This is a genomic window from Flectobacillus sp. BAB-3569 (assembly GCF_002270355.1).
In the GTDB taxonomy this organism is placed as follows: Bacteria; Bacteroidota; Bacteroidia; order Cytophagales; family Spirosomataceae; genus Flectobacillus; species Flectobacillus roseus.
The window spans coordinates 1-25703 of sequence record NZ_NJFZ01000010.1 but is presented as its reverse complement, the minus strand read 5'-3'; the positions used below and the strand labels follow the sequence as shown (position 1 = coordinate 25703).

At 33.4% G+C, this 25703-nt stretch carries 22 protein-coding genes and 1 pseudogene; 1 reads left to right on the top strand and 22 read right to left on the bottom strand.

Translation table 11 applies throughout. The features are described 5' to 3' along the window. Nucleotides 1-52: 52 nt before the first annotated feature. From BWI92_RS11425 to BWI92_RS11315, 22 genes and pseudogenes are all read right to left on the bottom strand, one after another. A complete protein-coding gene (locus tag BWI92_RS11425; RefSeq protein ID WP_229362980.1) occupies nucleotides 53-1123 on the bottom strand; it encodes a mannose-1-phosphate guanylyltransferase in 1071 nt (356 codons plus the stop codon). Nucleotides 1124-1160: 37 nt separating this feature from the next. Next, nucleotides 1161-2537: an undecaprenyl-phosphate glucose phosphotransferase gene (locus tag BWI92_RS11420; RefSeq protein ID WP_255406693.1), complete on the bottom strand. Its 1377-nt coding sequence runs from the start codon at nucleotides 2535-2537 to the stop codon at nucleotides 1161-1163. A 157-nt stretch (nucleotides 2538-2694) separates the two neighbouring features. Next, nucleotides 2695-4290 carry a hypothetical protein gene (locus BWI92_RS11415; protein WP_095163397.1) on the bottom strand — a complete coding sequence of 532 codons (1596 nt, stop codon included), beginning with the start codon at nucleotides 4288-4290 and terminating at the stop codon, nucleotides 2695-2697. Between the two features lie 23 nt (nucleotides 4291-4313). Further along, nucleotides 4314-4994: a hypothetical protein gene (locus BWI92_RS11410; RefSeq protein WP_141234759.1), complete on the bottom strand. Its 681-nt coding sequence runs from the start codon at nucleotides 4992-4994 to the stop codon at nucleotides 4314-4316. A gap of 304 nt (nucleotides 4995-5298) precedes the next feature. After that, nucleotides 5299-6156 (bottom strand): dTDP-4-dehydrorhamnose reductase, encoded by an 858-nt coding sequence (rfbD, locus tag BWI92_RS11405; protein ID WP_095163395.1) that lies wholly within the window; start codon nucleotides 6154-6156, stop codon nucleotides 5299-5301. Beyond that, the gene (locus BWI92_RS11400) at nucleotides 6153-6587 is read right to left on the bottom strand and encodes a VanZ family protein (RefSeq protein ID WP_095163394.1); all 435 of its coding nucleotides are present in this window, start codon (nucleotides 6585-6587) and stop codon (nucleotides 6153-6155) included. The genes rfbD and BWI92_RS11400 overlap by 4 nt, the downstream gene beginning before the upstream one ends. Nucleotides 6588-6890: 303 nt before the next feature. Further along, entirely contained in the window at nucleotides 6891-7880 is a 990-nt protein-coding gene (locus tag BWI92_RS11395; protein ID WP_095163393.1) for a UDP-glucuronic acid decarboxylase family protein, read from the bottom strand. A 213-nt stretch (nucleotides 7881-8093) separates the two neighbouring features. Then, on the bottom strand, nucleotides 8094-9398 hold the full coding sequence (locus tag BWI92_RS11390) for a UDP-glucose/GDP-mannose dehydrogenase family protein (protein WP_095163392.1): 1305 nt from the start codon (nucleotides 9396-9398) through the stop codon (nucleotides 8094-8096). A gap of 57 nt (nucleotides 9399-9455) precedes the next feature. Continuing rightward, nucleotides 9456-10520 (bottom strand): GDP-mannose 4,6-dehydratase, encoded by a 1065-nt coding sequence (gene gmd / locus BWI92_RS11385; protein WP_095163391.1) that lies wholly within the window; start codon nucleotides 10518-10520, stop codon nucleotides 9456-9458. A 63-nt stretch (nucleotides 10521-10583) separates the two neighbouring features. Further along, nucleotides 10584-11524, bottom strand: a pseudogene (locus tag BWI92_RS11380) (GDP-L-fucose synthase family protein). A 7-nt stretch (nucleotides 11525-11531) separates the two neighbouring features. Continuing rightward, on the bottom strand, nucleotides 11532-12704 hold the full coding sequence (locus tag BWI92_RS11375; RefSeq protein WP_095163390.1) for a glycosyltransferase family 4 protein: 1173 nt from the start codon (nucleotides 12702-12704) through the stop codon (nucleotides 11532-11534). Nucleotides 12705-12711: 7 nt separating this feature from the next. Continuing rightward, a complete protein-coding gene (locus tag BWI92_RS11370) occupies nucleotides 12712-13263 on the bottom strand; it encodes a WcaF family extracellular polysaccharide biosynthesis acetyltransferase (RefSeq protein WP_095163389.1) in 552 nt (183 codons plus the stop codon). After that, on the bottom strand, nucleotides 13241-14332 hold the full coding sequence (locus BWI92_RS11365; RefSeq protein ID WP_095163388.1) for a glycosyltransferase family 4 protein: 1092 nt from the start codon (nucleotides 14330-14332) through the stop codon (nucleotides 13241-13243). Before BWI92_RS11365 ends, BWI92_RS11370 begins: the two co-directional genes overlap by 23 nt. Nucleotides 14333-14345: 13 nt before the next feature. Continuing rightward, nucleotides 14346-15020 carry a glycosyltransferase family 4 protein gene (locus BWI92_RS11360; protein WP_176464400.1) on the bottom strand — a complete coding sequence of 225 codons (675 nt, stop codon included), beginning with the start codon at nucleotides 15018-15020 and terminating at the stop codon, nucleotides 14346-14348. Continuing rightward, on the bottom strand, nucleotides 15017-15454 hold the full coding sequence (locus BWI92_RS11355) for a hypothetical protein (protein ID WP_095163386.1): 438 nt from the start codon (nucleotides 15452-15454) through the stop codon (nucleotides 15017-15019). Before BWI92_RS11355 ends, BWI92_RS11360 begins: the two co-directional genes overlap by 4 nt. A 19-nt stretch (nucleotides 15455-15473) precedes the next feature. Beyond that, the gene (locus BWI92_RS11350) at nucleotides 15474-16709 is read right to left on the bottom strand and encodes a hypothetical protein (RefSeq protein ID WP_141234758.1); all 1236 of its coding nucleotides are present in this window, start codon (nucleotides 16707-16709) and stop codon (nucleotides 15474-15476) included. A gap of 89 nt (nucleotides 16710-16798) precedes the next feature. Further along, the gene (locus tag BWI92_RS11345; RefSeq protein WP_095163384.1) at nucleotides 16799-17989 is read right to left on the bottom strand and encodes a glycosyltransferase family 4 protein; all 1191 of its coding nucleotides are present in this window, start codon (nucleotides 17987-17989) and stop codon (nucleotides 16799-16801) included. An 11-nt stretch (nucleotides 17990-18000) separates the two neighbouring features. Further along, nucleotides 18001-18870, bottom strand: a complete 870-nt coding sequence (locus BWI92_RS11340) for a lipopolysaccharide biosynthesis protein (protein WP_095163383.1) — start codon at nucleotides 18868-18870, stop codon at nucleotides 18001-18003. A gap of 457 nt (nucleotides 18871-19327) precedes the next feature. After that, a complete protein-coding gene (locus tag BWI92_RS11330; RefSeq protein WP_176464399.1) occupies nucleotides 19328-21364 on the bottom strand; it encodes a tyrosine-protein kinase in 2037 nt (678 codons plus the stop codon). Between the two features lie 62 nt (nucleotides 21365-21426). Continuing rightward, on the bottom strand, nucleotides 21427-21657 hold the full coding sequence (locus BWI92_RS11325) for a hypothetical protein (protein WP_095163380.1): 231 nt from the start codon (nucleotides 21655-21657) through the stop codon (nucleotides 21427-21429). An 18-nt stretch (nucleotides 21658-21675) separates the two neighbouring features. Next, entirely contained in the window at nucleotides 21676-22476 is an 801-nt protein-coding gene (locus tag BWI92_RS11320; RefSeq protein ID WP_095163379.1) for a polysaccharide biosynthesis/export family protein, read from the bottom strand. A 20-nt stretch (nucleotides 22477-22496) separates the two neighbouring features. After that, nucleotides 22497-24143 (bottom strand): hypothetical protein, encoded by a 1647-nt coding sequence (locus BWI92_RS11315; RefSeq protein ID WP_095163378.1) that lies wholly within the window; start codon nucleotides 24141-24143, stop codon nucleotides 22497-22499. Nucleotides 24144-24642: 499 nt separating this feature from the next. Here BWI92_RS11315 and BWI92_RS11310 point away from each other — a divergent pair, with 499 nt between their 5' ends. After that, nucleotides 24643-25635 (top strand): DUF6089 family protein, encoded by a 993-nt coding sequence (locus BWI92_RS11310; protein WP_141234757.1) that lies wholly within the window; start codon nucleotides 24643-24645, stop codon nucleotides 25633-25635. The last annotated feature ends 68 nt before the right edge of the window (nucleotides 25636-25703 follow it).

The window sequence follows — 25703 nt, the reverse complement described above, 5'->3', positions numbered from 1 at the left end:
AAAGCCCTGTGGTTGGCAACCACAGGGCTTTTTTTGAATGTATTATTCTGGATTAAATAAAACAACTGTCTTTTTCTCCAGCATCTGCCACAAAATCCTTTACCTTTTGTTCTTGGTCTTTTGGACAAATCATTAAAACATTATCATACTCAGCTACGATAAAATTCTCTAAGCCTTTTATCACTACCAATTTGCCTTGAGGCGTTTTGATAATACTATCCTTTACATCATAAAGCATTGTATTTCCATCTATCACGTTACCGAGTTCGTCCTTGCCAGATACTTCGTATAATGATTTCCAAGTACCTAAATCCGACCAGCCAATCTCTCCAAGTACCACATGTACATTATCCGATTTTTCCATAATGGCGTAGTCAATAGAGATACTTTCACAAATTTGGTAGGCTTTTTCAACAAAATGCGTCTCGCCTTCCGTGAAGTAATATTGAGTCCCATCTTCAAAAATCTCGTGTAAACGAGGTGAATGCTTGGCAAAAGCCGTAATAATACTTTTAGCTGTCCAGATAAAAATACCAGCATTCCAAACGTACTCACCACTAGCCAAGAATTGTTTTGCTAGTTCCAAGTTAGGCTTCTCTCTGAAGGACTCAACCTTCTTCACTTCGCCTTCCTCTTGTTTATATTGAATGTAACCATACCCTGTATCTGGACGACTAGGGCTGATACCCAAAGTGACAAGGACATCGCCTTTGGCTGATGCCTCGAGTGCTGTCAAGATTTTAGTTTGAAAAGCCTTTTCCTTTAAAATAATATGGTCAGCAGGAGCTACCACGATGTTTGCGTCGGGATTTTGTTTCGCTATTTTATAACAAGCATAAGCTACACAAGGAGCAGTATTACGGCGAATAGGCTCAGCTAAAATTTGCTCGGTCGACAAAAACGGTAATTGCTCTTGCACCAAGTCAATGTAGTCCTCACTCGTTACCACAAAGATATTTTCATTAGGGCAAATGCCTTCAAAACGATCTGCGGTTTGTTGCAAGAGAGTTCTACCAGTTCCTAATACATCATGAAACTGCTTTGGATTACTAACTCGACTAAATGGCCAAAACCTCGTTCCTACCCCACCAGCCATGATGATTACGTAATTGTTGTTATTCATAAGTAATTATTTTCTGTAATAGACGTTTTAGTGAATATTAATAAGCATTTTCATCACCTTTCAAAAACACCCATACAGTTAAAAACATAATCTTGATATCTAACCAAAAACTCCAATTTTCGATATACCATAAATCGCACTCAAATCGCTTCATGATACGTTTTTTGTTTTCAATTGGATCTATCGCATCCCCCCTTAAACCGTTAACTTGTGCCCAACCAGTGACACCTGGTTTTACATTATGACGTAAGTTTAGATTTTCGATAAAACTTTTGTATTCTTCGTAAAATGGAATTGCCTGAGGTCGTGGCCCTACCAAAGACATATCCCCAAACAATACGTTCAGTACTTGAGGTACCTCATCTAAATTCGTCTTTCTTAGAAATGCACCAATTTTTGTGACTCTATTATCTCTTTTACCAGTTGCTTTAAATGAAGAATTGTCGATATCGACATACATGGTTCTAAATTTAAAACATTTAAATACTTTATTATTATAGCCTAGGCGTGGTTGAAAAAAGAAGACACTTCCTTTTGAATCTAGCCTAATTAACAATGCAATAATTGGTAAAAGCCATGATAAAATAAGTACTGTTACAATAAAGCTTAGGGTAAAATCTAGTGCACGTTTTAACAATCTCCAGTGAAAATACTCTAATGGTTCTGTTCTGACCGTTATTAACGGATACTTCCCAAACATTTCGACACTAAAGCGACTTGTATTAAATTTAAGATAATCAGGGATAATTCTTGTTTTTACTGCATACTTATCCGTTATTCTGATAATATTAGAAAGTTGTGCACTGTTAGCTTCGTCTAAAGCTACTATTACCTCATCAACTCCTGAATTGGATAAAATACGCTCAATTTCCTTGTAATCCCCTTTGTACATTCCATTTAGATGTAGAGGTTTGGTCTGATCTAAAAAGCCAACCACTTGATAACCATAATGAGGAGTTCCTTTGAGTGTTTCATAAAAAGACATACCTACCTCATTGGTACCTACAATCAGTACGTTTTTGATACTATTGGTTCCCTTACTGAAGGTATATATCAATTTTCTAGAAAGAAACTTTTTAAATGCTAAAATACCGATAAGCAACACTGTATATAAGCCGACAAACGTTCTGCCAAAATAATGCTCATTGAGAATAAACAATGCAATGATTAATACTGCTGATTGTATCAGTATATTTGGAATCAACAATAGAAACTCATGTACAAAACGCACTGTTTTTAAATCATCATAAAGATTGGTTGCTTTTGTGGAGAAATACCAAGAAATCAGCAAAAATATAATAGTACCTCCATCGAGTCTACCGACTCCATGCCCACTTACCTCTGCTGCCACATAGAAAGAGACTATTAAAAAGCTAAGATCTGAGAAGAGACGTAGAGTCTCCCTTTTTTTCATTGAACTATGCATATACGTAAAAATTACATTTTTTAACCTTCTTTCTCTACAATTAAAGGATATCAAAGTTGCTGATATTTTACTAGCCTTTTGAAAATAAATATTATGATATTGAGCCAATAAATAACTTTATCCCTAAACAATCATTTGCGAAGCATTATTTACAGAAACCTTTGTCTTCTATTCTGTAAGAGATTTTTGTAGATTCTAAGTATTTATTAAGCTGTTTGTAGGGCCAAGTAACGCCACCATCAGTGCTTGCCCTAAAATCGTATGATCTTTTTTCTCTAACTCTATATGTTCTCCCATTCATGTTTGGTCTTTTAATTTCTAATAGCTCTTGCCAAGCACTCTTTCCGACCTCAGAAAATTGGATTTTAAATGTAGCTGGAAGTGCATCTAAATCTATTTTTTTACCATTTGAGCAAATTATTTCAAACGCAACTTCAACATATGGAGGTGTAGGAATTGAAGTTATATCTACACTTACATTTTGTTGAGTACAAAATGGCACCTCTTTGGTAACAGCAATAGGATTAATATTATCTCCTCCCCAATATCCACTATAATCATAAACCTTTAATTTAATATTTTCAGCATCTATTGGTTTATATGAAATACTAAATGACCAACCATTATTTACCCAAGGATAATATTCTATTAATACTTTATTAGTCTTGGAATCTATAACCTGACAGTAATACCACATATCTACATCATTAAAATTACTTTTAAAAACAAAAGTAGGTCCTTGGCGACATATTTCTCTATCCCAACCTGCAATCCAGTCAGTGAGATGGCTGATGTTTAACTTAGCAATCAATTTGCTACCTTCCTGAATAATTTTGCTTTCTCCCTCTGCTTTCCATTGGTTTTTGTCAATATCAAAGCTAAAAATGGGCAACATATCCCCAGCTTTAATATTAGTTTTTGTTCTGGGATTATAGGTAGTTGGGTTCAATTCCAAACTTAATTCAAGTGGCTTGGATAATTGTTTGACTATTTGTCCTTGATCGTTACTCATCACGACAGAAACAAACCCTGCAAAATTTGGCAAATCAAAAGGATTGGCTAAACTTTTACCATTTGCATCTACGGGGTTAGTAGCAACGCCACCAGTAGGAAGAAAACCTATGGTTGCTCCCCTATTATCAAAATGTTGTATACTCACATTAAGATTTCCAGCCACAGGTTTGTTGTCTATATCAGTCAATTGCGTACCAGCTACTAAAACAAGACTCGCGTTTTCAGGCTTTTGAGTACCCGTTGAAATGGTCTGATTGGAAGAAAGTACTCCTCCCTGTGCATTCGGAATGATAACTTCTTTACTACTCACGCCTGCAGGTGGATTGTTTTCGTTAAACATCGGAATCCAGACTCCCTGATTTGACTGATTGGTAAATACTACCATTCGTGTTGATTTAGTGAATCCGCTTGCATCTGCGACGATGGTAAACTTCACGGGTTTATCACTCGAAGGAATTACCTCAGGTGAAACTGCCACAATTAACAAACCCTCAGGACTAACTTTAAATTTCTTGGTATTTAGATTGGTTACAACCAAGTTTGAGTCTGGTCCTGCAAAACTTATCTTCAAATCTGTTGGCAAACTCCCAGAAGGGTTGTAAAAATGAATTTCTATCTTAGCTTTTTCTATCGGATCTTTGAAACCTAGTTCAAAACCCTCTAATGGCGATTGACAAGCCCAAAAGCCAAGCAAAACTATTATACTTAGAATGAGAATCTTTTTCATATTTATTCTGTATTGAGGTTTTACTATTTACCTAAAAGATATTTTAATTGAAAGTTCAAATTAGGATAATAAGAGTAGTTACGAATATTACGTTCTAGTTTTGGGATTTGCTCGTCGAGGGTAGTTGTCTCCAAAAAACCTTCATAACTTACTTGTAACTTTGGACTTCCCATATAGCTCAATCCAAAATCTACTCCTAGCAATAGTCTATTCTTATATATATTACCCAAATACCCTAAGCCAAAGGCAGGCATCCATTCACTCCATTTTATACCGAGATTAATACTCCCAAAATCAGTAGCCTGTATATCTATTCCTCCAAGCGATACGCCTGTTTTTGTCGTTACATTAAATAAGTAATCTTGTTTGAGATTATAGGATAGTCCACCAAACACATGCCATCGCTGTTTCTTAAAAGGAAAATAATCAAGATAAATAGCACCTACTTGTTTTTGGATAGTTGGTTTGATATCTAAGCTCTTTTCATTTGCCATGCCGATGTGTATAGGGTCCTTATAACTAAACTGTACCCAGTGCGCACGCACACCCCAATGACGATATTTTGCAGGGTAATAAGATAGCTCAGGACCGATTCCCATCGTTGAAGCAGAAATCCCCAAACCCAAATTCTGATAAAATTGTTGGCCACGAACCAACATCACCTTACTCAAAAAAAGTAAGATAATTAGAAAAAGTCTATTCATTGCAGGCATATTTAGAGATGTACGATCAAAACAGATGTTAGATTTTATATAAATCCATTTTAGCGGTTAAACATTGGCGTGTTTTTCTAGAGGCAAAAAAATGTTAGTTGTGTTTATTATACTCAAATATATCTCAATTCTTAGATTTGTACAAATTTCAAATTGACAATCTTATAAAAAAAAGGCGAAAATGTGTAAACGGTATAGCCTTCCTTAAGCACATTAGGTATAAAAAAATAAGGTTTCAAGAAAAATTTAATTTTCTTAAAACCTTATCTCAATCACATTACCAATAAAGTACAAATTAATACCCTAATTCTACTAAGCATGTTTTAAGACTATCACGCCAATAGGGAACTTCAACCCCTAAGTTTTGCTTTACTTTAGTCTTGTCCATTACTGAATAAAATGGTCTTCTCGCCTTAGTAGGATATTCGCTAGTTTTGAGCGCTTTTACCTTCACTTTCAGGCCAGCAAGTTCAAATATGGTCGAAGCAAAATCATACCAAGAGGTTACTCCTTCGTTACTGTAATGATAGAGGCCATAAGCTTCGGACCCAGATTCAATAATTTGCAAAATCACCTTTGCCAAATCCACTGCATAAGTAGGTGAACCCACTTGATCTACAATAACTCCAAGCTCAGGTCTATCGGCTCCCAGTCTTAACATTGTTTTTACAAAATTGTTGGCAAATTCTGAATACAACCAACTGGTTCTCAGAATAAAGTATTTTTGAGCTGCCTTTTGAATGGCTACTTCTCCCTCTAACTTAGTTAAACCATAAACACCTACTGGCTTAGCGATATCTTCCTCTGTCAACAAACCCGTTTGATTGCCTTCAAACACAAAATCTGTAGAGATATGTATCATGATACTACCAAACTGTTCTGAGAGATTAGCTAAATTTTCTGCGCCTGTTGCATTGATTTTACGAGAAAGCTCTAACTCATCCTCTGCCTTATCTACCGCCGTGTAAGCAGCGCAGTTGATGATGTATGCTGGTTTATATTCTTCAAACAAATCACTCAATAAAGAATTATCTAAAATATTTCCTTTTACCTCATCTAGATAGATAAAATTGAATTGCTCTGATGAAGCAGAGGCTTTTTGAATACATTGTCCCAATTGGCCAACGCCTCCGAATACTAAAATATTTTTCATTGTTCCAATTGACTCTGATTACGAGCTTGTTTACTTCTAAAAATATAAAAAACTTGTAATAAATGGCCTAGCACCAGCCCAACAATCACACCACCACATCCCCAAAGCATGTCATATACATCGCAATGTCTTGTAGGAATCAATAATTGGAATAGTTCTACAAATATTACAAGTGCACAATTTATCACTAAATATTTAAAAAAATTTCTTTCTACACAAATAACTAAAATGGAGAGAAAAAAGAAAGGAATTGCCGTCCTGAATCTTGGAAATTCATCGCACCATCTTCCTACACAATCTGGCAATATATCCAAATGCATAAAAACTGGATCACTAATCCAGCTTAATACTGAAATTGTGACCACCAACAATACAATTGAAAGTTTTGCAATAGAATCTAAAATAAATGCCTTGTTTTTAAATTTAATCATAAGAAATTCATTAAAAAATTAAAACAATATTCCTGTGATTTTACTAAAATTCAACAAGTATCATCCTGTTTTTAAAACATCAAAGATAAAAATAAACCTGATTATGTTGTTAATCATATAATCAGGTTTATTTCGAAAAATGAAATCCGCAATTTATCAAATTGATAATTCTCAAATACCTAAAAAACCTTATTACAAGTCTCTAAAATAATAAGTGAATCATAATAAAATCTAGTATAATAACAAAAGGATTCAAAGTACTTTGAACCCTTTTGTTATTATACTAGATAACCGATGGAACTACTACTTCCTCTCATAATCTTTAAAACCTCTGTGATCTGCCATTTTGTACAGTTCATCGTTTGGTAATGACTTGAAGTATTCGTAAGTGATTTTTAGACCTTCTGCACGATTTACTTTTGGTTCCCAACCTAAAAGCTCCTTCGCTTTTGTGATGTTTGGTTGGCGTTGTTTTGGATCGTCTTTTGGTAATGGTAATGAAATCAACTTTTGGTTTGTACCTGTCAATTTGATGATTTCTTCACCAAATTCTTTAATCGTGATTTCATCTGGATTACCAATGTTTACTGGGTAAGGATAGTCGCTCAACAACAAACGATAGATTCCTTCCACTAAGTCATCTACGAAACAGAATGAACGTGTTTGAGAACCGTCTCCAAACATCGTTAAATCCTCACCACGCAAGGCTTGACCAATAAATGCTGGCAATACACGTCCGTCGTTCAATCGCATTCTAGGACCGTAAGTATTGAAGATACGAACGATACGGGTCTCCAAGCCATGATACGTATGGTATGCCATTGTCATTGCCTCTTGGAAACGTTTTGCCTCATCATATACACCACGTGGACCCACGGGGTTTACGTTACCCCAATATTCCTCTGTTTGTGGGTGTACAGTTGGGTCACCATAAACTTCCGAAGTAGAAGCAATCAATACTCTAGCATTCTTTACACGAGCCAATCCCAAACAATTGTGAATACCCAATGAACCTACTTTAAGGGTCTGAATTGGAATTTTCAAATAGTCGATTGGTGAAGCTGGCGAAGCAAAGTGAAGAATATAATCTAACTCGCCTGGAACGTGGATAAACTTCGATACATCGTGGTGGTAAAACTCGAAGTTAGGTAATTTGAACAAGTGCTCAATGTTCCTTAAATCACCTGTAATAAGATTATCCATGGCTATAACACGATAACCCTCCTTGATGAATCTATCGCAAAGGTGAGACCCCAAAAAACCAGCTCCACCAGTAATCAATACTGTCTTCATATATCTGAATTAGTGTTTTTCAAAAAAGTAAAATTATAAAGCTCTAACACTAATTTACTAAGCCATAAATTATGAGTTCTACTTAAAAAAAAGTAATTTAAAAATAACACACGAAATTCCTTAAAATTTAATAAAAAAACGAAGTTTAATTTAATAAATAAAAATACTATTAATTACTAACTGAATCCTATATGCTATTTTATTTTATCTTGTTTATCGTCTACCGATAGAATAGTAAGTATAGCCTAGTTCTTTCATTTGGTCAAGTTCGTACAAGTTACGACCATCGAAAATTACCTTGTTTTTCAACAACACATCCATCACCTCAAACTCTGGTGTACGGAATTGTGGCCATTCGGTCATAATCAATACTGCATCTGCATCTTTGATAGCCTCGTAAGGACCTTTTGTATAGGTAATTTTATCGCCGATTACCCCCTTCACATTTTCCATTGCTTCTGGGTCAAATGCTTTGATAGTTACCCCTTCTGCCAATAATTCTTCGATATTGTACAAAGCTGGTGCCTCACGAATATCATCTGTATATGGTTTGAAGGCCAAACCCCACATCGCAAACACTTTGCCTTTCAAATCACCACCGAAGTGTTCTTTGATCGTTGGGATTAACTTCGTCTTTTGGCCTTCATTTACGTTCATTACGGCCTTCAAAATTTGGAATTCGTATTCGTTATCAGAAGACGTTTTTGCTAAAGCCTGAACATCTTTTGGAAAACAACTACCACCATATCCAATACCAGCAAATAAGAAACGTTTTCCGATACGAGAGTCTGTACCAATACCACGACGAATATCGTCTACATTTGCACCTACTTTTTCGCAAAGGTTGGCAATCTCGTTCATAAACGTGATTTTAGTTGCCAAGAAAGCATTTGCAGCATATTTGGTCATTTCAGCCGAACGCTCATCCATGAAGATAACAGGGTTACCTTGACGTACCAATGGAGCATATAGCTTGTTCATTACAGCTTTTGCTTTATCCGAACGAGTACCAATTACTACACGGTCAGGCTTCATAAAGTCTTCTACCGCTACACCTTCACGCAAAAACTCTGGGTTTGATACCACATCAAAAAGTTCTTCAGAAGCATTTTTAGCAATCGCAGCATGTACTTTTTCTGCCGTACCTACTGGTACAGTACTTTTATCAATCACTACCACATATTGATCAAGGATAGGACCTAAATCATCAGCAACTTTCAAGATATATTTTAAATCTGCTGAGCCATCTTCGCCTGGAGGGGTTGGCAAAGCCAAGAAGATTACTTTTGCATCTTTGATACCTTCCGCCAAATTGGTCGTGAATTTCAATCTCCCTTCAGCAGTGTTACGATTGAACAATACGTCCAATCCTGGCTCATAAATTGGGATGATGCCATTCTTCATTTTTTCGACTTTCTTTTCGTCGATATCCACACAGGTTACTTGGTTTCCTGTCTCGGCGAAGCAAGTCCCTGTTACAAGACCCACGTAGCCAGTTCCAATTACAGCGATTTTCATAAATATTATATAAAATATACAAAAAGAGCTATCTCATGCGATAGCTCTGGAGTTTATCTATTTTGTAAAAAGTTTAACATCCGCTTGCATCATATCTTTTACTAGCGCACGTAGGTCATATTTAGGTTCCCAACCTAATTTAGTTTTTGATTTAGTTGGATCACCAATCAATAGTTCTACCTCTGTAGGGCGGAAATAACGAGGGTCTACCTCTACGACGACTTTACCAATTTCTACTTGATAAAGCGGATTATGGCAAGCAACAACTGTTCCTTTTTCATCTACACCTTCACCTGAAAAGGCAACTTCAATACCAACTTCAGCAAATGCCATTTTTACAAAATCACGTACTCTTGTGGTAATACCTGTAGCAATTACAAAATCTTCAGGTGTTTCTTGTTGCAAGATTAACCACATAGCCTCTACATAGTCTTTGGCATGTCCCCAGTCACGTTGAGCGTCCAAATTTCCTAAATATAGCTTATGTTGTTGACTTAAGGCTATCTGCGCAACTGCACGTGTGATTTTACGAGTAACAAAAGTTTCACCGCGTAGAGGAGACTCATGATTAAACAAAATACCATTGACTGCAAACATATTGTAAGCTTCGCGGTAATTTACCGTAATCCAAAAACCATACATTTTAGCCACTGCATATGGTGAACGAGGATAGAATGGAGTAGTTTCCGATTGTGGAACTTCCTGTACTAATCCATACAATTCAGAAGTCGAGGCTTGATAGATTTTAGTTTTTTCAATAAGACCTAGTAATCTTACCGCTTCTAATATACGTAAAGTACCTATACCGTCCACTTGAGCTGTATATTCAGGCTCATCGAAAGATACTTTTACATGAGACATCGCACCTAAATTATAAATTTCATCTGGTTGCACTTCTTGAATAATGCGAATGATATTGGTAGAGTCAGAAAGATCTCCGTAATGCATAATAAAGTTTACTCCTTCTTCATGCAAATCTTCATATAAATGGTCAATACGAGCTGTATTAATCAAAGAGCTACGACGTTTGATACCATGCACTTGGTAACCTTTCGCTAATAAAAATTCCGCCAGGTAGGCACCATCCTGACCTGTAATACCAGTAATAAGGGCTTTTTTCATATTATATTATAATTAATGCTCTATATAATAAACCATGTATTAAGAATAGCAAGAAATGAGGATTTATAATCTCAAAGAGCTATGATTTACAAGGAAATCATCATAGGCTAATGCAATACCTTCTTTTAAATCAATAGTATGTCGCCAACCTACATTATGAAGCTTTGATACATCCATCAACTTACGAGGTGTTCCGTCAGGTTTAGCCGTATCCCATATAATTTGACCATCAAAACCTACAATTTCTTTTACTGTTTCTGCCAGTTCTTTAATAGTAACATCAACACCTGTTCCCACATTTACAAGTTCAGATTCACTATAATTCTCCATCAAATACAAACATGCTGCTGCTAAATCATCTGCATGAAGAAATTCTCGCATCGGTGAACCGGTTCCCCATAGCGTAACCGACAAATCATTATTTTTTTTGCTTCATGAAACTTTCGTATCATTGCAGGTAATACGTGAGAATTCTCCAAATCGTAATTATCATTTGGCCCATATAAATTTGTAGGCATGACTGATATAAAATCACACCCATACTGTGATCTATAAGCCTCACACATCTTTATACCTGCAATTTTAGCAATTGCATATGGTTCATTAGTAAATTCTAGTGGTCCCGTTAGTAAATACTCCTCTTTTAACGGTTGAGGAGCCAACTTAGGATAAATACAAGAGGAACCTAAAAACATTAACTTTTTTACGTTGCTTAAATAAGAACTATGAATTACATTATTCTGAATAGACAAATTCTCAAAAATGAAATCAGCTCTGTAAGTATTGTTCGCAATTATACCTCCTACCTTGGCTGCAGCTAAAAAGACATATTCTGGCTTATTTTCGATGAAGAAATCATTAACTAACTTTTGATTTCTTAAATCCAATTCTTTAGAATTTCTAACAAGGATGTTAGAATAACCTGAACTGATTAAAAGTCTATGTAAAGCAGAACCCACCATGCCTTTGTGGCCCGCGATAAAAATTTTACTATTTTTATTCATGTCTATATCAAATTACCTCAAGGAACAGTTTAACAATAGTTCGCTTATTAAAATTGTCTTCAGCATATTTTCGTGCATTTTGCCCTTTATCAAATAATACTTGAGGATTTTCCAAACAATAATCAATCTGAGACTTAATTGAATCAAAATCATCTGGTGAAACAACAAAGCCTAAATTATTAGAACTTACAAGTTTAGCCGCAGGATTTGACTGAGGCATAATTAATAAAGTACACTTTCCAGAACAAAAGTATGTTAATATTTTAGAAGGTACACAATACTCACTAGAAGCACTAGTAAGAGTCGCTATCAAAAGATCAGCACAACCCAGTATTTCTGATAGTTTTTCATATGGTTGAAGTGGAAGACAGATAATGTTGTCAAGATTATTATCCTTACAATATTTTTTCAAATAAGTATTACCTATTCCATTAGCAATTACTATAAGCTTAAAGTTATTATCATGTTTATAAGATTTGGCAATTTTTAATAGTATATCAGGATTTTGTTTCATACCCAACGTACCAGTGTAAACTAAGTTAAAAGTTTTTTGAATATTATATTCCTCAGCAAATGAATTCCTCTTGGGAGTAATTGAAATAGAGTCAATCTGCGACCAATTATGAATAACAGTAATATTATTATTGTCGACCCCACACTTTAGTACGAATTCTTTAAATTCCTCTGAGATTATTATACAATGGTTTGACAATAAAAGCGCTTTTCTTTCAATTTGAAAAAATAGAGCTCCGATTATATTACCCAAAATAGGTATTTTTTCTTTAATTACATTTTTTGCAGCAATACTTAATAAATCTTGTAGCCAAAATAAGAACCTAATATTTTTTCGTTTACAAAAGAAAGCTAATTGAATCTGCGCTAGAAGTGGTGTATTTGCAGATAGTACAATGTCAGAGGAAAAATGTCCTAATGTTTTAACTAGTTTTCTGCCATATTGATACTCCTGAATAAAGCGTTTAAAAAAATTTGATTTATTGACTTTTTTATTTAATTCACCTAAATCTATTATTCTCAAATTCTGATTACTCGGAAATACTCCATTTGGTGAACCGCTAGCTGATGAAAAAATATGAATGACATTATGATTCTGCTCAGATAACCCAAGGCTTAAATCATAAATAAATGGATAACCTCCATAATCATGTACAACTATATTCATGTCTTCGTTATTTAATGTATCTTGAACTTACTTCTTTTACAGGGCTGCCGAAATTAATAGTATTTTCTCTTACATTCTTAAATACTGAGCTTCGAGCACCTACAACCGCCCCTTTGCCTATTTTTACTCCAGGAGCAACATATACATCTGTAGCAATCCAGACTTCATTTTCGATAATGTTTGTATAAGCTATTATAGGGAAATCACTTTTGGCGTAGTCATGAGTTCCTGTACATATGTAACTTCGTTGAGATATAACAACGTTAGATCCTATTATTATATTCCCCAAATTATAGAGGACAACCTCATCACCAATCCAAGAGTCATCTCCAATCTCCAATTTCCACGGAAATTGTATATGAACAGATGGTCTAATCAAAACATTTCTTCCGATCTTGGCACCAAATAATGTCAATAAAAATTTTCGCCAACTGTACATAAATTGAGGAGAATTCTTAAAGAAAATTGATTGAATAATCCACCAAGTTTGTACGATAAATCCTGATCTTCCTCTAAAATTTTTAGGGAGCTTAAACTTATTTAATTCTTGCAACTTCATTAAATATTAAAAATAGTTGTTCCGTGAATAATTTTTCTGTAAACCTGGAAAATGCATACTCACGATTAGGTAAGCCTTTTTCAGCAATGTAAAAATCAAGAAGTGGTATGATATTTAATAAAGTGTCAGTAATTTTACTAGCATTTCTTTTATCTATCCAAAATCCATTTCTATCAGAAATAATATCGTTTATCCCAGCATGTTTCGTGGTCAAAATAATATTTCCTGTAGCTAAAGCTTCTAGTATCGCTATAGGTTGTCCTTCCATTCTATAATAGGTTGGAAGGATAAAAATATTTGACATAGTCAGCAAACGAGTTTTCGTAACTCCGTGAACTGAATTATGGAAAATCACATTTTTACCTAGTTTAGATAATTTTTCATTGATAACGTTCTCAATTGAGGGTTCAACTTGACCAGCAATGTGAGCTTCAAACTGTATTTTGGACTTTTTCAGTAATATTAAGGCGTCTAGAAAATCAAGAATGCCTTTTTCTTCCATTAGATTACTCAGAAAAAGTATTGTTGGTATTTTGTTTTTAAGTTCTAAATCAGTTTTGAAAAATGTGTCCTCGGCAAAGTTATATACTACTCTTATTTTTGATGGACTTAATAATTGATTAAAGTTAGCTTGTAAAGATTCTGACAACACTATTCCGACAGAAGCGTTCGAGATAAAATATTTAAATAAGCTTTTTTTTATTCCTTTTAGATGAGAAAACTCTTCACCAAGAAAATTACCATGTAGATGAATTAAATAAGGTATTTTGAAAAAAATACAGTATAAATAAAAGGGTGAGTATTTTAAAATACCAAAAAATGTTTGACCTGGGGTAGAGTAAACAAGCTCGCTATTGGAGATAGACAAAATATTAAAATATACCTTGAAGAAACTGAAAATTTTTCTAAAACTAAACTCTCCAAATTTATTAGAAACTAGTTGTTCTGATTTAGTATCGATTTTATTAACAATCACACCCTTTCTTTCTAAATTTTCAGAAAGAACTTTATTCGCTAAGGAACACCCTGTGATAGGATTAGGGAATGGACCAATTACAGTAATTCTCATAGATTAAAATTTTCTAACTATTAAATATTTCCATGATTTGTTTTGCTCGATAGTTTGATGAAACCTTATGGATTAAAGACATTGAAGAGTTCTTCATGGAATGGTATAACTCTATATTGGACTGTAATAAATTAATGGCATTAGCAAACTCTGAAATAGATTCAGATTTACATAATATGCCATTTTCCATCGAATTGATTAAATCTAATGAGGCACCAACATTATCACTACTAATCACAACACATCCGGATGCAATGGCTTCCATAACGACAACACCCCATCCATCATATCTACTAGGAAATAGAAATACATCTGCCTTATTGAAATATTTAACTATTTCATCGTGTGGTAAAAAACCTAGAAATTCAACTCTAGAATCATCTGAGGCAAGGTTTTTCAATTCAAATTCAAGTTCACCTCCTCCAATAATTAGTAACTTTGAATTTAAAAAAGCCCTGTTCTCTTTAAATGCTTTTATTGCAATATCAATTCCTTTTCTATAAATGAGAGCACCAGCACAAAGAAAAACTAAACCATCTGCCTCACTTTGAACAGAATGAGAACAATCGTACTTGTTATTGTCTATTGAATATGGAATGTTCACAACAGGCTTTGTAATACCATAAGATAAAAATGTTGAGATCGCTTTCTGGCCAATGCAAAATAAATAATCAATCGATTTATTCAAGTTTTTAATGAACAACCGCTTAATATTTTTTTTATTATAGAATTAGTATCATAAAGTGGTTCTGAAAAGTAGGCGACTTTTCTACAATTTTTTCGAGCCCAATATAACTGACGAACACCATTTGGATTCCAGTAAGATCCTCCAACAATTGCGTAATCAAATTGACCGTCAGATTTAAGGTTATTTAATACCTTTTTTAAATCCCCTGCGTAGTGAAAGTCAACAAACTTATTTTGAACAATCCTCGCAAAAAAATTATTATCGAGATAAATCGATTTATAATCTTTATGATCTGAAAGAACCCAACTACGATTATTCTCTGATTTGGCTGAATACACAACTGTTAAATGAACAATTTTCGACAAGGAACTAAATAGATCAAGCTGATACGGAGTAGGTATATTTGTAAAAAAAATTAATCTTTCTTTTCTCATTTCTATTTTTATGTGCCTCTTACTTGGCCAATCTAAATGTTTTCACTTTACTCCCAGCTAATACAAGCCTAATTGGTAAATACATATATATGGAGAAAATTATTAGAGGGAGCATAGTTTGTGTTAAAAAATAAAAAAAACCAACAAATAAACATATGTATAGAGACCTACTGGATATTGTCTTAGAAGCACGTCTGTACAATAAACTCAAGGAATAACCCATGAAAAAGAAAAATATGGGACTAAACCACCCGAATCTATAAAAAGTATCAACTAAACCCGTTTCCGCTGACCCAACAGCATGAACAATAACAGAGTATTTATCAATATATTGATGAGCATTCGTAGAAAAAGTTTCCCACGTAGGTTTGTCTTTCCATAACGCTCTTGGGATAAAATTTAAGAAAGGATATAGCCATTTAAAACCATAGTCTATACCACTACTTTCAGACATACCATAAAATGCATTGTATGCAACCACAAATTCATTACCATGATCTATACCAGATCCAGCAATTAGCAATTCTGGAGATTTAGTCATTAGTTCCAAAGTTCCAGATATTACATCCACAACATTAGCCGAAGAGCTGTAAAAATTTCTAGATTGAACAGTAAAAACTAAAATGAAAAGAAAAAACATACCTCCAAAAAGGATCTTTCTATTTTCTTTGAATAATGTTGTAAATTTTTTTGTCTTTTGCCCCACATCATAACCATAAAAAATATTTGAAAACAGAAAAATTATTCCAAATCTTATCCAACTTCCCCTCTGCTGTTGAACATAAGCATCAAATAACAAAAATATAAAAAACATTAAAAGCCAAATTTTACCTATTGAAGAAAGCGACTTTCTTAAATACAAATTGTATAGGAGAAGAATGCTTGAAAAGACAAAGTATCTAAGCTCATAAATATATCCGCCTATAGAGTAGTCTCCCTGTCCATGTCCTTTAAAATATTCAGCACCAGATACAGCTATAAAATAGCTGTAAAATATGACACCAATAATTCCAATAATTATTGAATAGTATTCGACTTTGTTAGAACTTAATTTTTCTGTTGACTCTTCTTGTATTAGCAACGACTTTCTAAATCTGTAGCTAAAATTATGAACTTCATCTCCCAATAAAAAAGCGCCAAAACACAATAATATATAAAAAAAGAACTCATTTATATATTTTTCAGAAACTAAAAGATTGTATTTAAAGACATCCCATAATAAAATATACGGTATTACGTAAAGAAATAACACCATAATTGAGAATAAGAAAGTGAAAGATATCACATCTTTTTTAAGTATAGTTCTTATGCATAGGAGCGAGATGATCGCAATAATAATGTAAATCATTGAAATAAGTTTATATTATTTTCAATACTTGAAAGCGTAGAAATCATGACCTCAGCGTAGTGCTCCCAAGATTTCTGCTTCAATTCCTTATTGTTAAATTTAAACTGAATGTCAAAAGATTGTTTTATGGCCTCAACTATTTTAAATGAATTAGCTTGCTGAATTATTAGACCATTAATTCCATTTTGAATTAAATCAGCCCCCCCACATGACTGAGTGACTATTACTGGTAAATGACTAGATAATGCCTCTGAAATAACAACACCAAAGCCATCTTCTAAGGAAGGCATAATAAATAAATCATACCTCTTCATGAATGATATCATGTTACCGTTTTCTATGTGAGGTACGTGAGTTACACCTTTCATTTTTAAAAACTTGGATATTATTGGAGCATACAAATCATCCAATGATCCTACCAATGTCAAGCTCGCCTTATAACCTTCTTGTAGTAAAACTTCATAAGCTTCACACAGGTAAGAAATACCTTTTCTAAAGGTTAGAAGGCCAACGTATAACAATTTTATTTCTTTAGTTCTATCTAAGGTTTTTATTTCAGATTCTGTAGATATTTTATCTTCAACCTCTAAGCCGTAGTTAATTACAAATATTTTTTTTGTTAAATCTTTTTTAGAGTAACGTAAATATGACTCTTTTACCCAATTAGAAGGACAAATTATTGCATCACACAACTCTACTTCTTTTTGGATTAAATCCGAAAAAAATAATTCGCCATGCTTATATTCAATACCATTTTTACGATATTCAAGGTCAAGTATTTCATATTGATGTAAAGGATGGGCATTAACTGCATATCCAACTACAGGAATGCCTTTCTTTTTATATTCCTTCAGAATCTCATGAGTGTTTCCGTGAAGTAAAGAGACAACAATATCGCCATTATATGTACAACTATTTAAAACTTGCTTTTGCCAAATTTTATGTAAAAAACGTAGATATCTATCAAAAAAAATCCTTGGTAAAAATTTCAAACCAGCATAAAGAAGGTACTCTTTTAGTGGAAAATTATGTAATCTCGTTTTATTAATTACGCCAAAGTTATAGTTGACTTTATATGAGTAATAGAAATTTCCAAGTGCACCTCTTTTTTCTACAAATTTAAGATACTTATGTAGATGAAAGCGTCCACAAATAAGATAATCGATTTTAATACCACTTGATTTCATGAAATAGCAATTTAAATTTTACCGTTTATAATTTTTCTAGAGACATATAGAACTAAAATTAACATTATAAAATCGACAAAAACTAAACTTACGGCGACGATATTCAAACCCCACTTTGACATAAAGGGGATACATAAAATTATACCTAAGATTGCTATAAGTGGATAATATTTTAGGAGTTTATTTTCATTCAAGGAAAAAGGTAAGGAACTTGCACCATTCCAAATAATCTGTATTAATGCACCAACCAACATAATGTAATAAAACGGGAATCGCAATAAAACTTTACCTTTTGTCCATATTAAAAAAATATCATTACCCCAAAATAAAAATATACCACATGCAATCAACGATCCTACCACTACAATAACCATGAGGTCTTTAAACCTAGAACCAAGTTCTTCTAAATTTCCTTTCGCATACAAGACTGTAAACTTAGGAAAAAAAGAAGCATAGACAACACTAAAGAAAGACTTCATTGAATTTACTAAAGTTCTGATGGTATTAAACTCAACAACTGCTTGTGATCCTAAATAACGGCCAACCAAAAACGTATTTCCTTGCAATACGATGGCAAATCCTAGAGTAATTAGTGAGTGATTGAAAGATGTGGGAATTAAAGTAACTGCACTTCTCAAATTTTTCGAAAATACATTTATCTCCCCCAACCAACTCATTTTTATAGCATGTGTTAACTGAAAAATAATTATCAGAGTTCTGTTAAAAATAAACAAAAGAGGAATAAAAAATGCCTTATTACCAGATACTACTACAAAAACAATGATGACTAAATCAACTAGATAAACTAATGTTGTATAGTTTTGTGATATAAAGAATTTATCATGTGCCCTGAAAACACAAGAAATAAATGTTTGAAGCAAAGATGCTGTTATATTTATACAATAAAAAAAATGATAAGCCTAGTATCAATTTCTGATAATTCGTTTATGCTAAGTAGTTCTTTAAGGTTAGCTATTGAAATAGTTGTATAAAAAAGACACAACAAGCATATACCAAAAACTAAAAAGCAACTATTCACGGCTCGAAAAAGTTTAAATGCCTCCTGATGCTTTTGCTGGGCAATTAATCTACAAAACTCATTGGATGCAGTTGCATTTAATCCAAAATCCGAAATCATTAAATAATTGGGGATTGTGGTGATTATCAACCAATCCCCGTAGATGATATTTCCCCAATACTTCAAATAAATAGGGATTAAAATAAGCTGTGATATTGTCAAAACAACTTTTGTTAACAAATTCGCACCTATGGAGGATGCTATACTCCTATCACCGAACAAAGATTTTAATATGTTCATTTAAATAATTAAAAGCATTCTTATGACTTCTTCTTTTTTCCAAAAAAATTCTCTCCATATCCATAACCATAGCCATAACCATAGCCATAACCATAATAACCATTCATCCCTTTTGTACCATTAAATACAACAGACATAGAAGGGAATTTTTTTTCTTTGAACAAATTTAAAACTGTTGGTAATACAATTTTGGGAGTATATTCGCTTCTAACTACAAATAAAGTTGTATCACAAAAATTAGCAATATTTAACGCGTCAGATACTAAACCAACTGGAGGGCAGTCAAAAATGATATAATCATATAATGTTCTTGCTTCAGATATAAGCTCATTCAACTTTGTATTTTCTAGAAGTTCGGATGGATTAGGTGGAATAGGACCACACGATATAAAGTCGAAATGGTCATGTGATGTATTTCTAATAACTTTCAAAAGTGTCTCTTCCCCAATAAGAAAATTTACAAATCCTATTGTGTTATCCACACCTAAATATTCATGTAGTTTAGGTTTTCGTAAATCCGCATTAATAAGCAGCACTCTTTTTCCATATGAAGCGATACATGCGGCTACATTCAAACTTATGAAGCTTTTCCCCTCTCCAGAGATGTTTGACGTTAATAACAAAACATTACTTCCTTCCGACCGAGTAAGAAATTTCAAATTAGAACGAAGCATTCTGAATTGCTCATGAATAAATTGGTTGCCACTAAAATCAAGCAATGGTCCTCCAATACTCTTTGGTTTAAGTGATATTTCTCCAGAAATTGGAAGATTCTTTATAAATGACTCTAGTTCTGCTCTTGTTACAACTTTATCATTTAATGCAGTCTTAAGATTAACAATTAAAAGAGGAATAACTATTCCGAATAACAAAGCTAAAGTGTACAAAACAACAGGTTTGGGCTTTATTGGCGTAGGATTTACAAAAGCTTCATCAATTAATCTGCTGTCTGCTACGGTTGAAGCATATGAAATAGCTGTTTCTTCTTTCTTCTGTAACAACAAAAGATAAAGACTCTCTTTTATCTCCTGTTGGCGCTTAATTGAAATGAATTCCCTTTCTTTTTTAGGTATTTGTTTTATCGATGTTTCAAGTGCGCTGTTTGATTTAACAATAGTATTTTTTGTGATTAATATAGTACGTTTTTGATTATTTATATTTTCCCTGATTGATTGTTTCACAGAATTGATCTGATTAAGCACAACTTGATATTGTGGATTGCTAGGTTGCACAGTCTTGTCTAATTTTTGTTTCTGAACTTCCAACTCCTCTAATTGACCTAGTAGTCTAAAAAGAATTGGATCTTCAATCAAACTGAATAGTCCGTTTAGATTCGAAGAAGGGCTCTGAATACTTTTTTCAAGATTATCTAGCACATTCAACCTGATTGATGCTTCATTCAATTTTAAATCTGCTTCTTTAACTTTCTCTAAAAATAAATTTGCTTCTGAACTCAAGTCAGTAAATCCCTCCTTACTTTTATAATTTTGTACATCCCTCTCTACTTGCTGCAACTCAGATGTAATAAGTCCCAATCTCTCATCAATAAATTTAAGCGTATTGGAAGCCTCTATATTTTTATCAACTAGTGAAGATAGAAGATATTCGTGATGCAACTGTCTTAAAATATCTTTTCCTCTCGCAATAATTGTTTCTTGAAACGCTAATTTTAATACAGTACTTTTTTGATTTAACAATGACACATCTAATTTTTCAAGGTTAGCCTCTATTATTCTATCGATTGGAACTATATTGACCAATACATTATTATTGTCAGGAAATACAAAATTTGCATTTAGTCTTATCGTAATTTTACCAATAGTTGATACGTTTAATATTTTATTAAACTCATAAACACCCAAATTTTTTTTATTAAGATAAAGCTTGAATTTACTATTTGAAAGTTTTTGAATCTTCATTTTACTAACACCTAATGAAGAATCCACGTCTATCAAGGTCACAATGATTGGACTTTTTCCATATAAATCAATATCATAGGGATTTGCCTCTGAGAAATATTGTACATTTAAGTTTAACGCCTCTATTGCTTTTTTCATCAAAGTTCTAGATTTGAAGACTTCCATTTCATTTTCGACAATCTTATTCCCTCCCAACAGTTCTAAATCTTTAAGAATATTATTCCCAGCATCAATACCTTTTTTTCATCTTTAATCAATATTACAGAGGATACCTGATATACCTTTGGAGAATATCTTGTGTATAAAAAAACTGCACCAATTGCAAAGAGTAAAAATCCAACAAATAAATACCAATTTCTTAAATATTTGGTAAGCAAAACTCTAAAATCGATTCCTGTATCAGTTGAACTTTCAACAAACATATTTTCCATAAATAATTATAAATTTTGTTATTTGGATAAATTTAACATCAAAACCCCAAGTGCAGTCACGGCAGAGATTATACCAGTAGCTATAGGCACCAACTGATAATTTCTATCATTAAATGTTGATTTTACTTGGGAAGGTTCAACATAAATCACGTCACCATTCTTCAAATAAAAGTACTTAGAATTCAAAATATTTTTATCCAATAGATTTAAACGAATATATTCTCTTGTACCATTTGAATCTCTAATCAACATAATATTATCTCTACGACCATATATAGTTAAATCTCCTGCTTGACCTAGTGCATCCAGTAATGTTGTGTTGTCATCAAGTAAGTTATAAATTGAAGGTTTACCCACTTCACCTAAAATTGTAAATTTGTGATTCAATATTCTCACATTCACCGAAGGCTTTTTTAAATAAGGTTCAAGAGATTCTTTTACCTTGATTGAAGCTTGACTAAGAGTTAATCCTTCTAGTTGAATTCTCCCAATTAGTGGCATCTCTATAAATCCAAGAGAATCAACTAAGTAACCGAGGGGTTGCATTCCTTGTGCTCCTAATTGAGAGCCAGCAAATGATGAATATCTTAGGCCGAGGGCTAATGGCATTTCAAATAATTTATTTGACTCATCATCCAAACTTACTACTGTGATACCTAGAATATCATTTGGTAATATTTGTAGGACTTGAGGCTTTATTTTAGCCAATTGAACATTTTGAGCTGTGTCACCTTGGAAATAAACAGTTTGTTTTACTGTTGAACAACCACCTAATAGTAGTAAAACTACTACCCATAAAAACTGATTAGAAATTTTCATATTTAAATTTGTTATTATATCTAAAAACCAAAGCTTGCACTAAAAAAAACATGATCAAAATTAACTAATAAATTGTTCTTTTTAAAATCTACAGAACTTTGGTGCTTGTAACCGAGCCTGAAGAAAAGGTCATGTATAGGCTCATACTGTGCTTGTAGTTGAAATATATCATCACTAACAACATCACCCCATAGAAAAGGGTATAAATTTCGGTTATCTGCAACCTGCTCTTTCGCAGTGCCTACAGTACCTCTTCTAACATGATAGTAATCAGCTCTTAGTTCTAACCCCCTTGCAATTCTGTAAAGTAATTGTATATATATTTCATCAGAATTTGGACCAGTCCAATTACCCAAATTGTAACCATTATTCTGATAAGTTTGTGCTGGCAAAAAATGAATGTATGCAAACGGCTGAACTTTAATATATTCTAATTGAAAGAATAAATTTTTAATCGGTAGGTCTGTTAGACTAATACCTAATTGGTATGCGGTATGATTTCTAGAACTTGTAGAATCACCTTGAACATTTTTTAATCTTAATTCATCTATAAATATACTTGCAAAAATGTGAGTATTTCTTGGGATATTCCTAACTGATAGCTGACCATAAAGTGATGAGTTGGATATGGAATTATTTTCCAATTCACCCATATAATGACTCATTCCACTGAAAAGAGACAAAGGTATAAGATATTCTATCCTTAGTTTATCTGAATATATAGCGGATTCTCCGACAGTTAAAGCAAAGTTTGAAGTAGGTCTAATTGTAACATTATGAGTAGCTAAATATTTATTTCTGTACTGAAATTCAAATTTCCCTAGAATTGAAGTAGACCTTATGGTGGCTGAATCTACAATATTAGAATTCAACCACGCATGCGCATAATTGAAAGACAACCAACTTTTAGGTTTTATATCTAATCTAATTTGAGGAAACGATGGAGCCTTGTCGGATAAAATAATCTTACCACCATAACCATATCCTATAGGCATATAATTCTTACCCAATGACACAGATGCCCAATTCCAGGAATAATTTATCGATATATTTGTCTCATTAAAATCAAAAGTTTTAAAATTAGGCATTGTACCAATTACACCTGTCTCTGTTGAAAATCTTCTTTGATAGTCTTCCAATCTACCTGTTTCACTAGTTGCCCGAAAGTCCATACTATAACCTAGATGCTTTCCAAGCATTCCATATACCCAAAAACCTTTCCAATTTTTGATGTAAGAATATTCATTTCTGGATTCACTCCTAAACCCAATAATAGGCTGAATATTCAAAGAAAAGTCTCTATCTTGATAGGCGTATGTTCGAAACCTATCTCCAATTCTGGTATTAAGTAAAGCCTTAAATTCTCCCTCAAAGCCGCTTTTAGGATCTTTTCGCCACCAAAGTGTATATTCTTTAAGATAGAATGCTAACTCCTCTCTTTCTAGAGGCGTTAAAAGATGTATTTTTTTAGAGAGTTCATCAAGTTTTGAATAAATATAGTCTTTAGATAGAGGTAAAACAATATCATCCAAATCGACAGCTCCTTTTTGTGATAATCTTGATAGAAATGGGTATACTGTGTGATATGCAGGTTCATATACTACCTGAGCTCTGCTAAAAATTGCATTTAATATGAGTATGAATATGAGTAAATATTTTTGTATCATCGCTAACGTGTAAGTATGGTAAGACTTGGAATAGTCAATTTTAGCTTCCTTTTCAAAGCTAATTTGTTATCTGATAACTTCTAAACTAGGATTATGTAAGAAATTATTAAACAAAAATCAACCCTCAGTAATAGTCGATTAGAAATTCTACTTTACCTCTTTCAGCATGATCTTAACTTTTTATTTCGCCTAAACTATTTACCAAAAATAATAGCAAAGAATTAGATAACCATTAGTCTTCAATACTATATTTATTAAACGGTAAAACATTTCAGTATAATCTAATTTTATCTAAATATACTCATATACTAGATTAATCCTTACCAAACGAATGTTTAAATAAATGTCAAAAAGCACTCACATTTTTTTTGTACTTTCCATAGAACAATAACAATTAATTTACTCCGTTAAATATTATTTGAACAACTTACAAGATTTTAAACACAAATTATTAGTTACATTTGCAGAAAATTTCTTGTTAATAAAACCATTTCATTTCATGCTTAGGAGGATAGTTATCAATTTTAGGGCTGTTGCTGCTGCCATAATGGTATTATTTTTTATGAGTGCAAAGGCTCAAAACTCCTATAAGGTTCCTCATAATACTCTTTCTTTTGCCTTGGGTAGTGCTAGCTATTATGGAGACTTATCTTCTTACAGTCATCCAATCCAATCGACACTCAATGAAATCCGTTGGAATGTAGGTGGCTATTATACGCATAGTTTTGGGGGGCACTGGAGTGCGCGCCTTGGGCTTCGCTATGTTAGGATTGCAGGCAATGATATCCACATGCTAAATACCAATGACAAATCTGACCGATATATCCGAAACCTGCATTTTAGGAACGATATCAAGGAATTGAGTGTCGCAGGGATTTATGATTTTAATAAAGCTGCGATCTATTACAGCAAAAGAAATGCTTTTTCACCTTATCTGGTTGGTGGTATCAATTTCTTGTTGCATAACCCTGTTGCCAAAACACCTAATGGTGATTGGGTAAGCTTGCGTCCTCTGGGTACCGAAGGACAAGGTTTGGCGGGATATGACTCTCCTTACAAGGCTTGGGCAGGTGCTATTACAGGGGGGGCAGGGATAAAAATTAAACTTAATGAGAAGTTTGATCTTGGTCTAGAAGCTCTATTCCAGTATTCATTGACAGACTACTTAGATGATGTTAATGGCAAATATGCTAATCCTAATGATTTGATCGCGAATGGAAGTTTATCGGTGACCATGGCCAATCGCTCTACTGAGCTTGTTGATGCTTATAGTGGTAAAAGTCGTATTGATGGTGTTAGAAGTTTTGTGGCACAATATGAACCTATCTACGGCGCAGACCTTAGTTTGAATCCCTTTACCTCGAGAACTTTATTGAACTTTGGGTCTCCCGGTTCTGTAAGAGGTACTTCAAAACTTAAGGATAGTTACATGACGCTAAGTGTTCATTTGATTTATCATCTCCCGAATGCTGTTAGATGCCCGAGCTATTGATTTAGGTTTAGGGCTTAGGGCTTAGGGCTTAGGGCTTAGGGCTTAGGGCTTAGGGCTTAGGAKTTAGG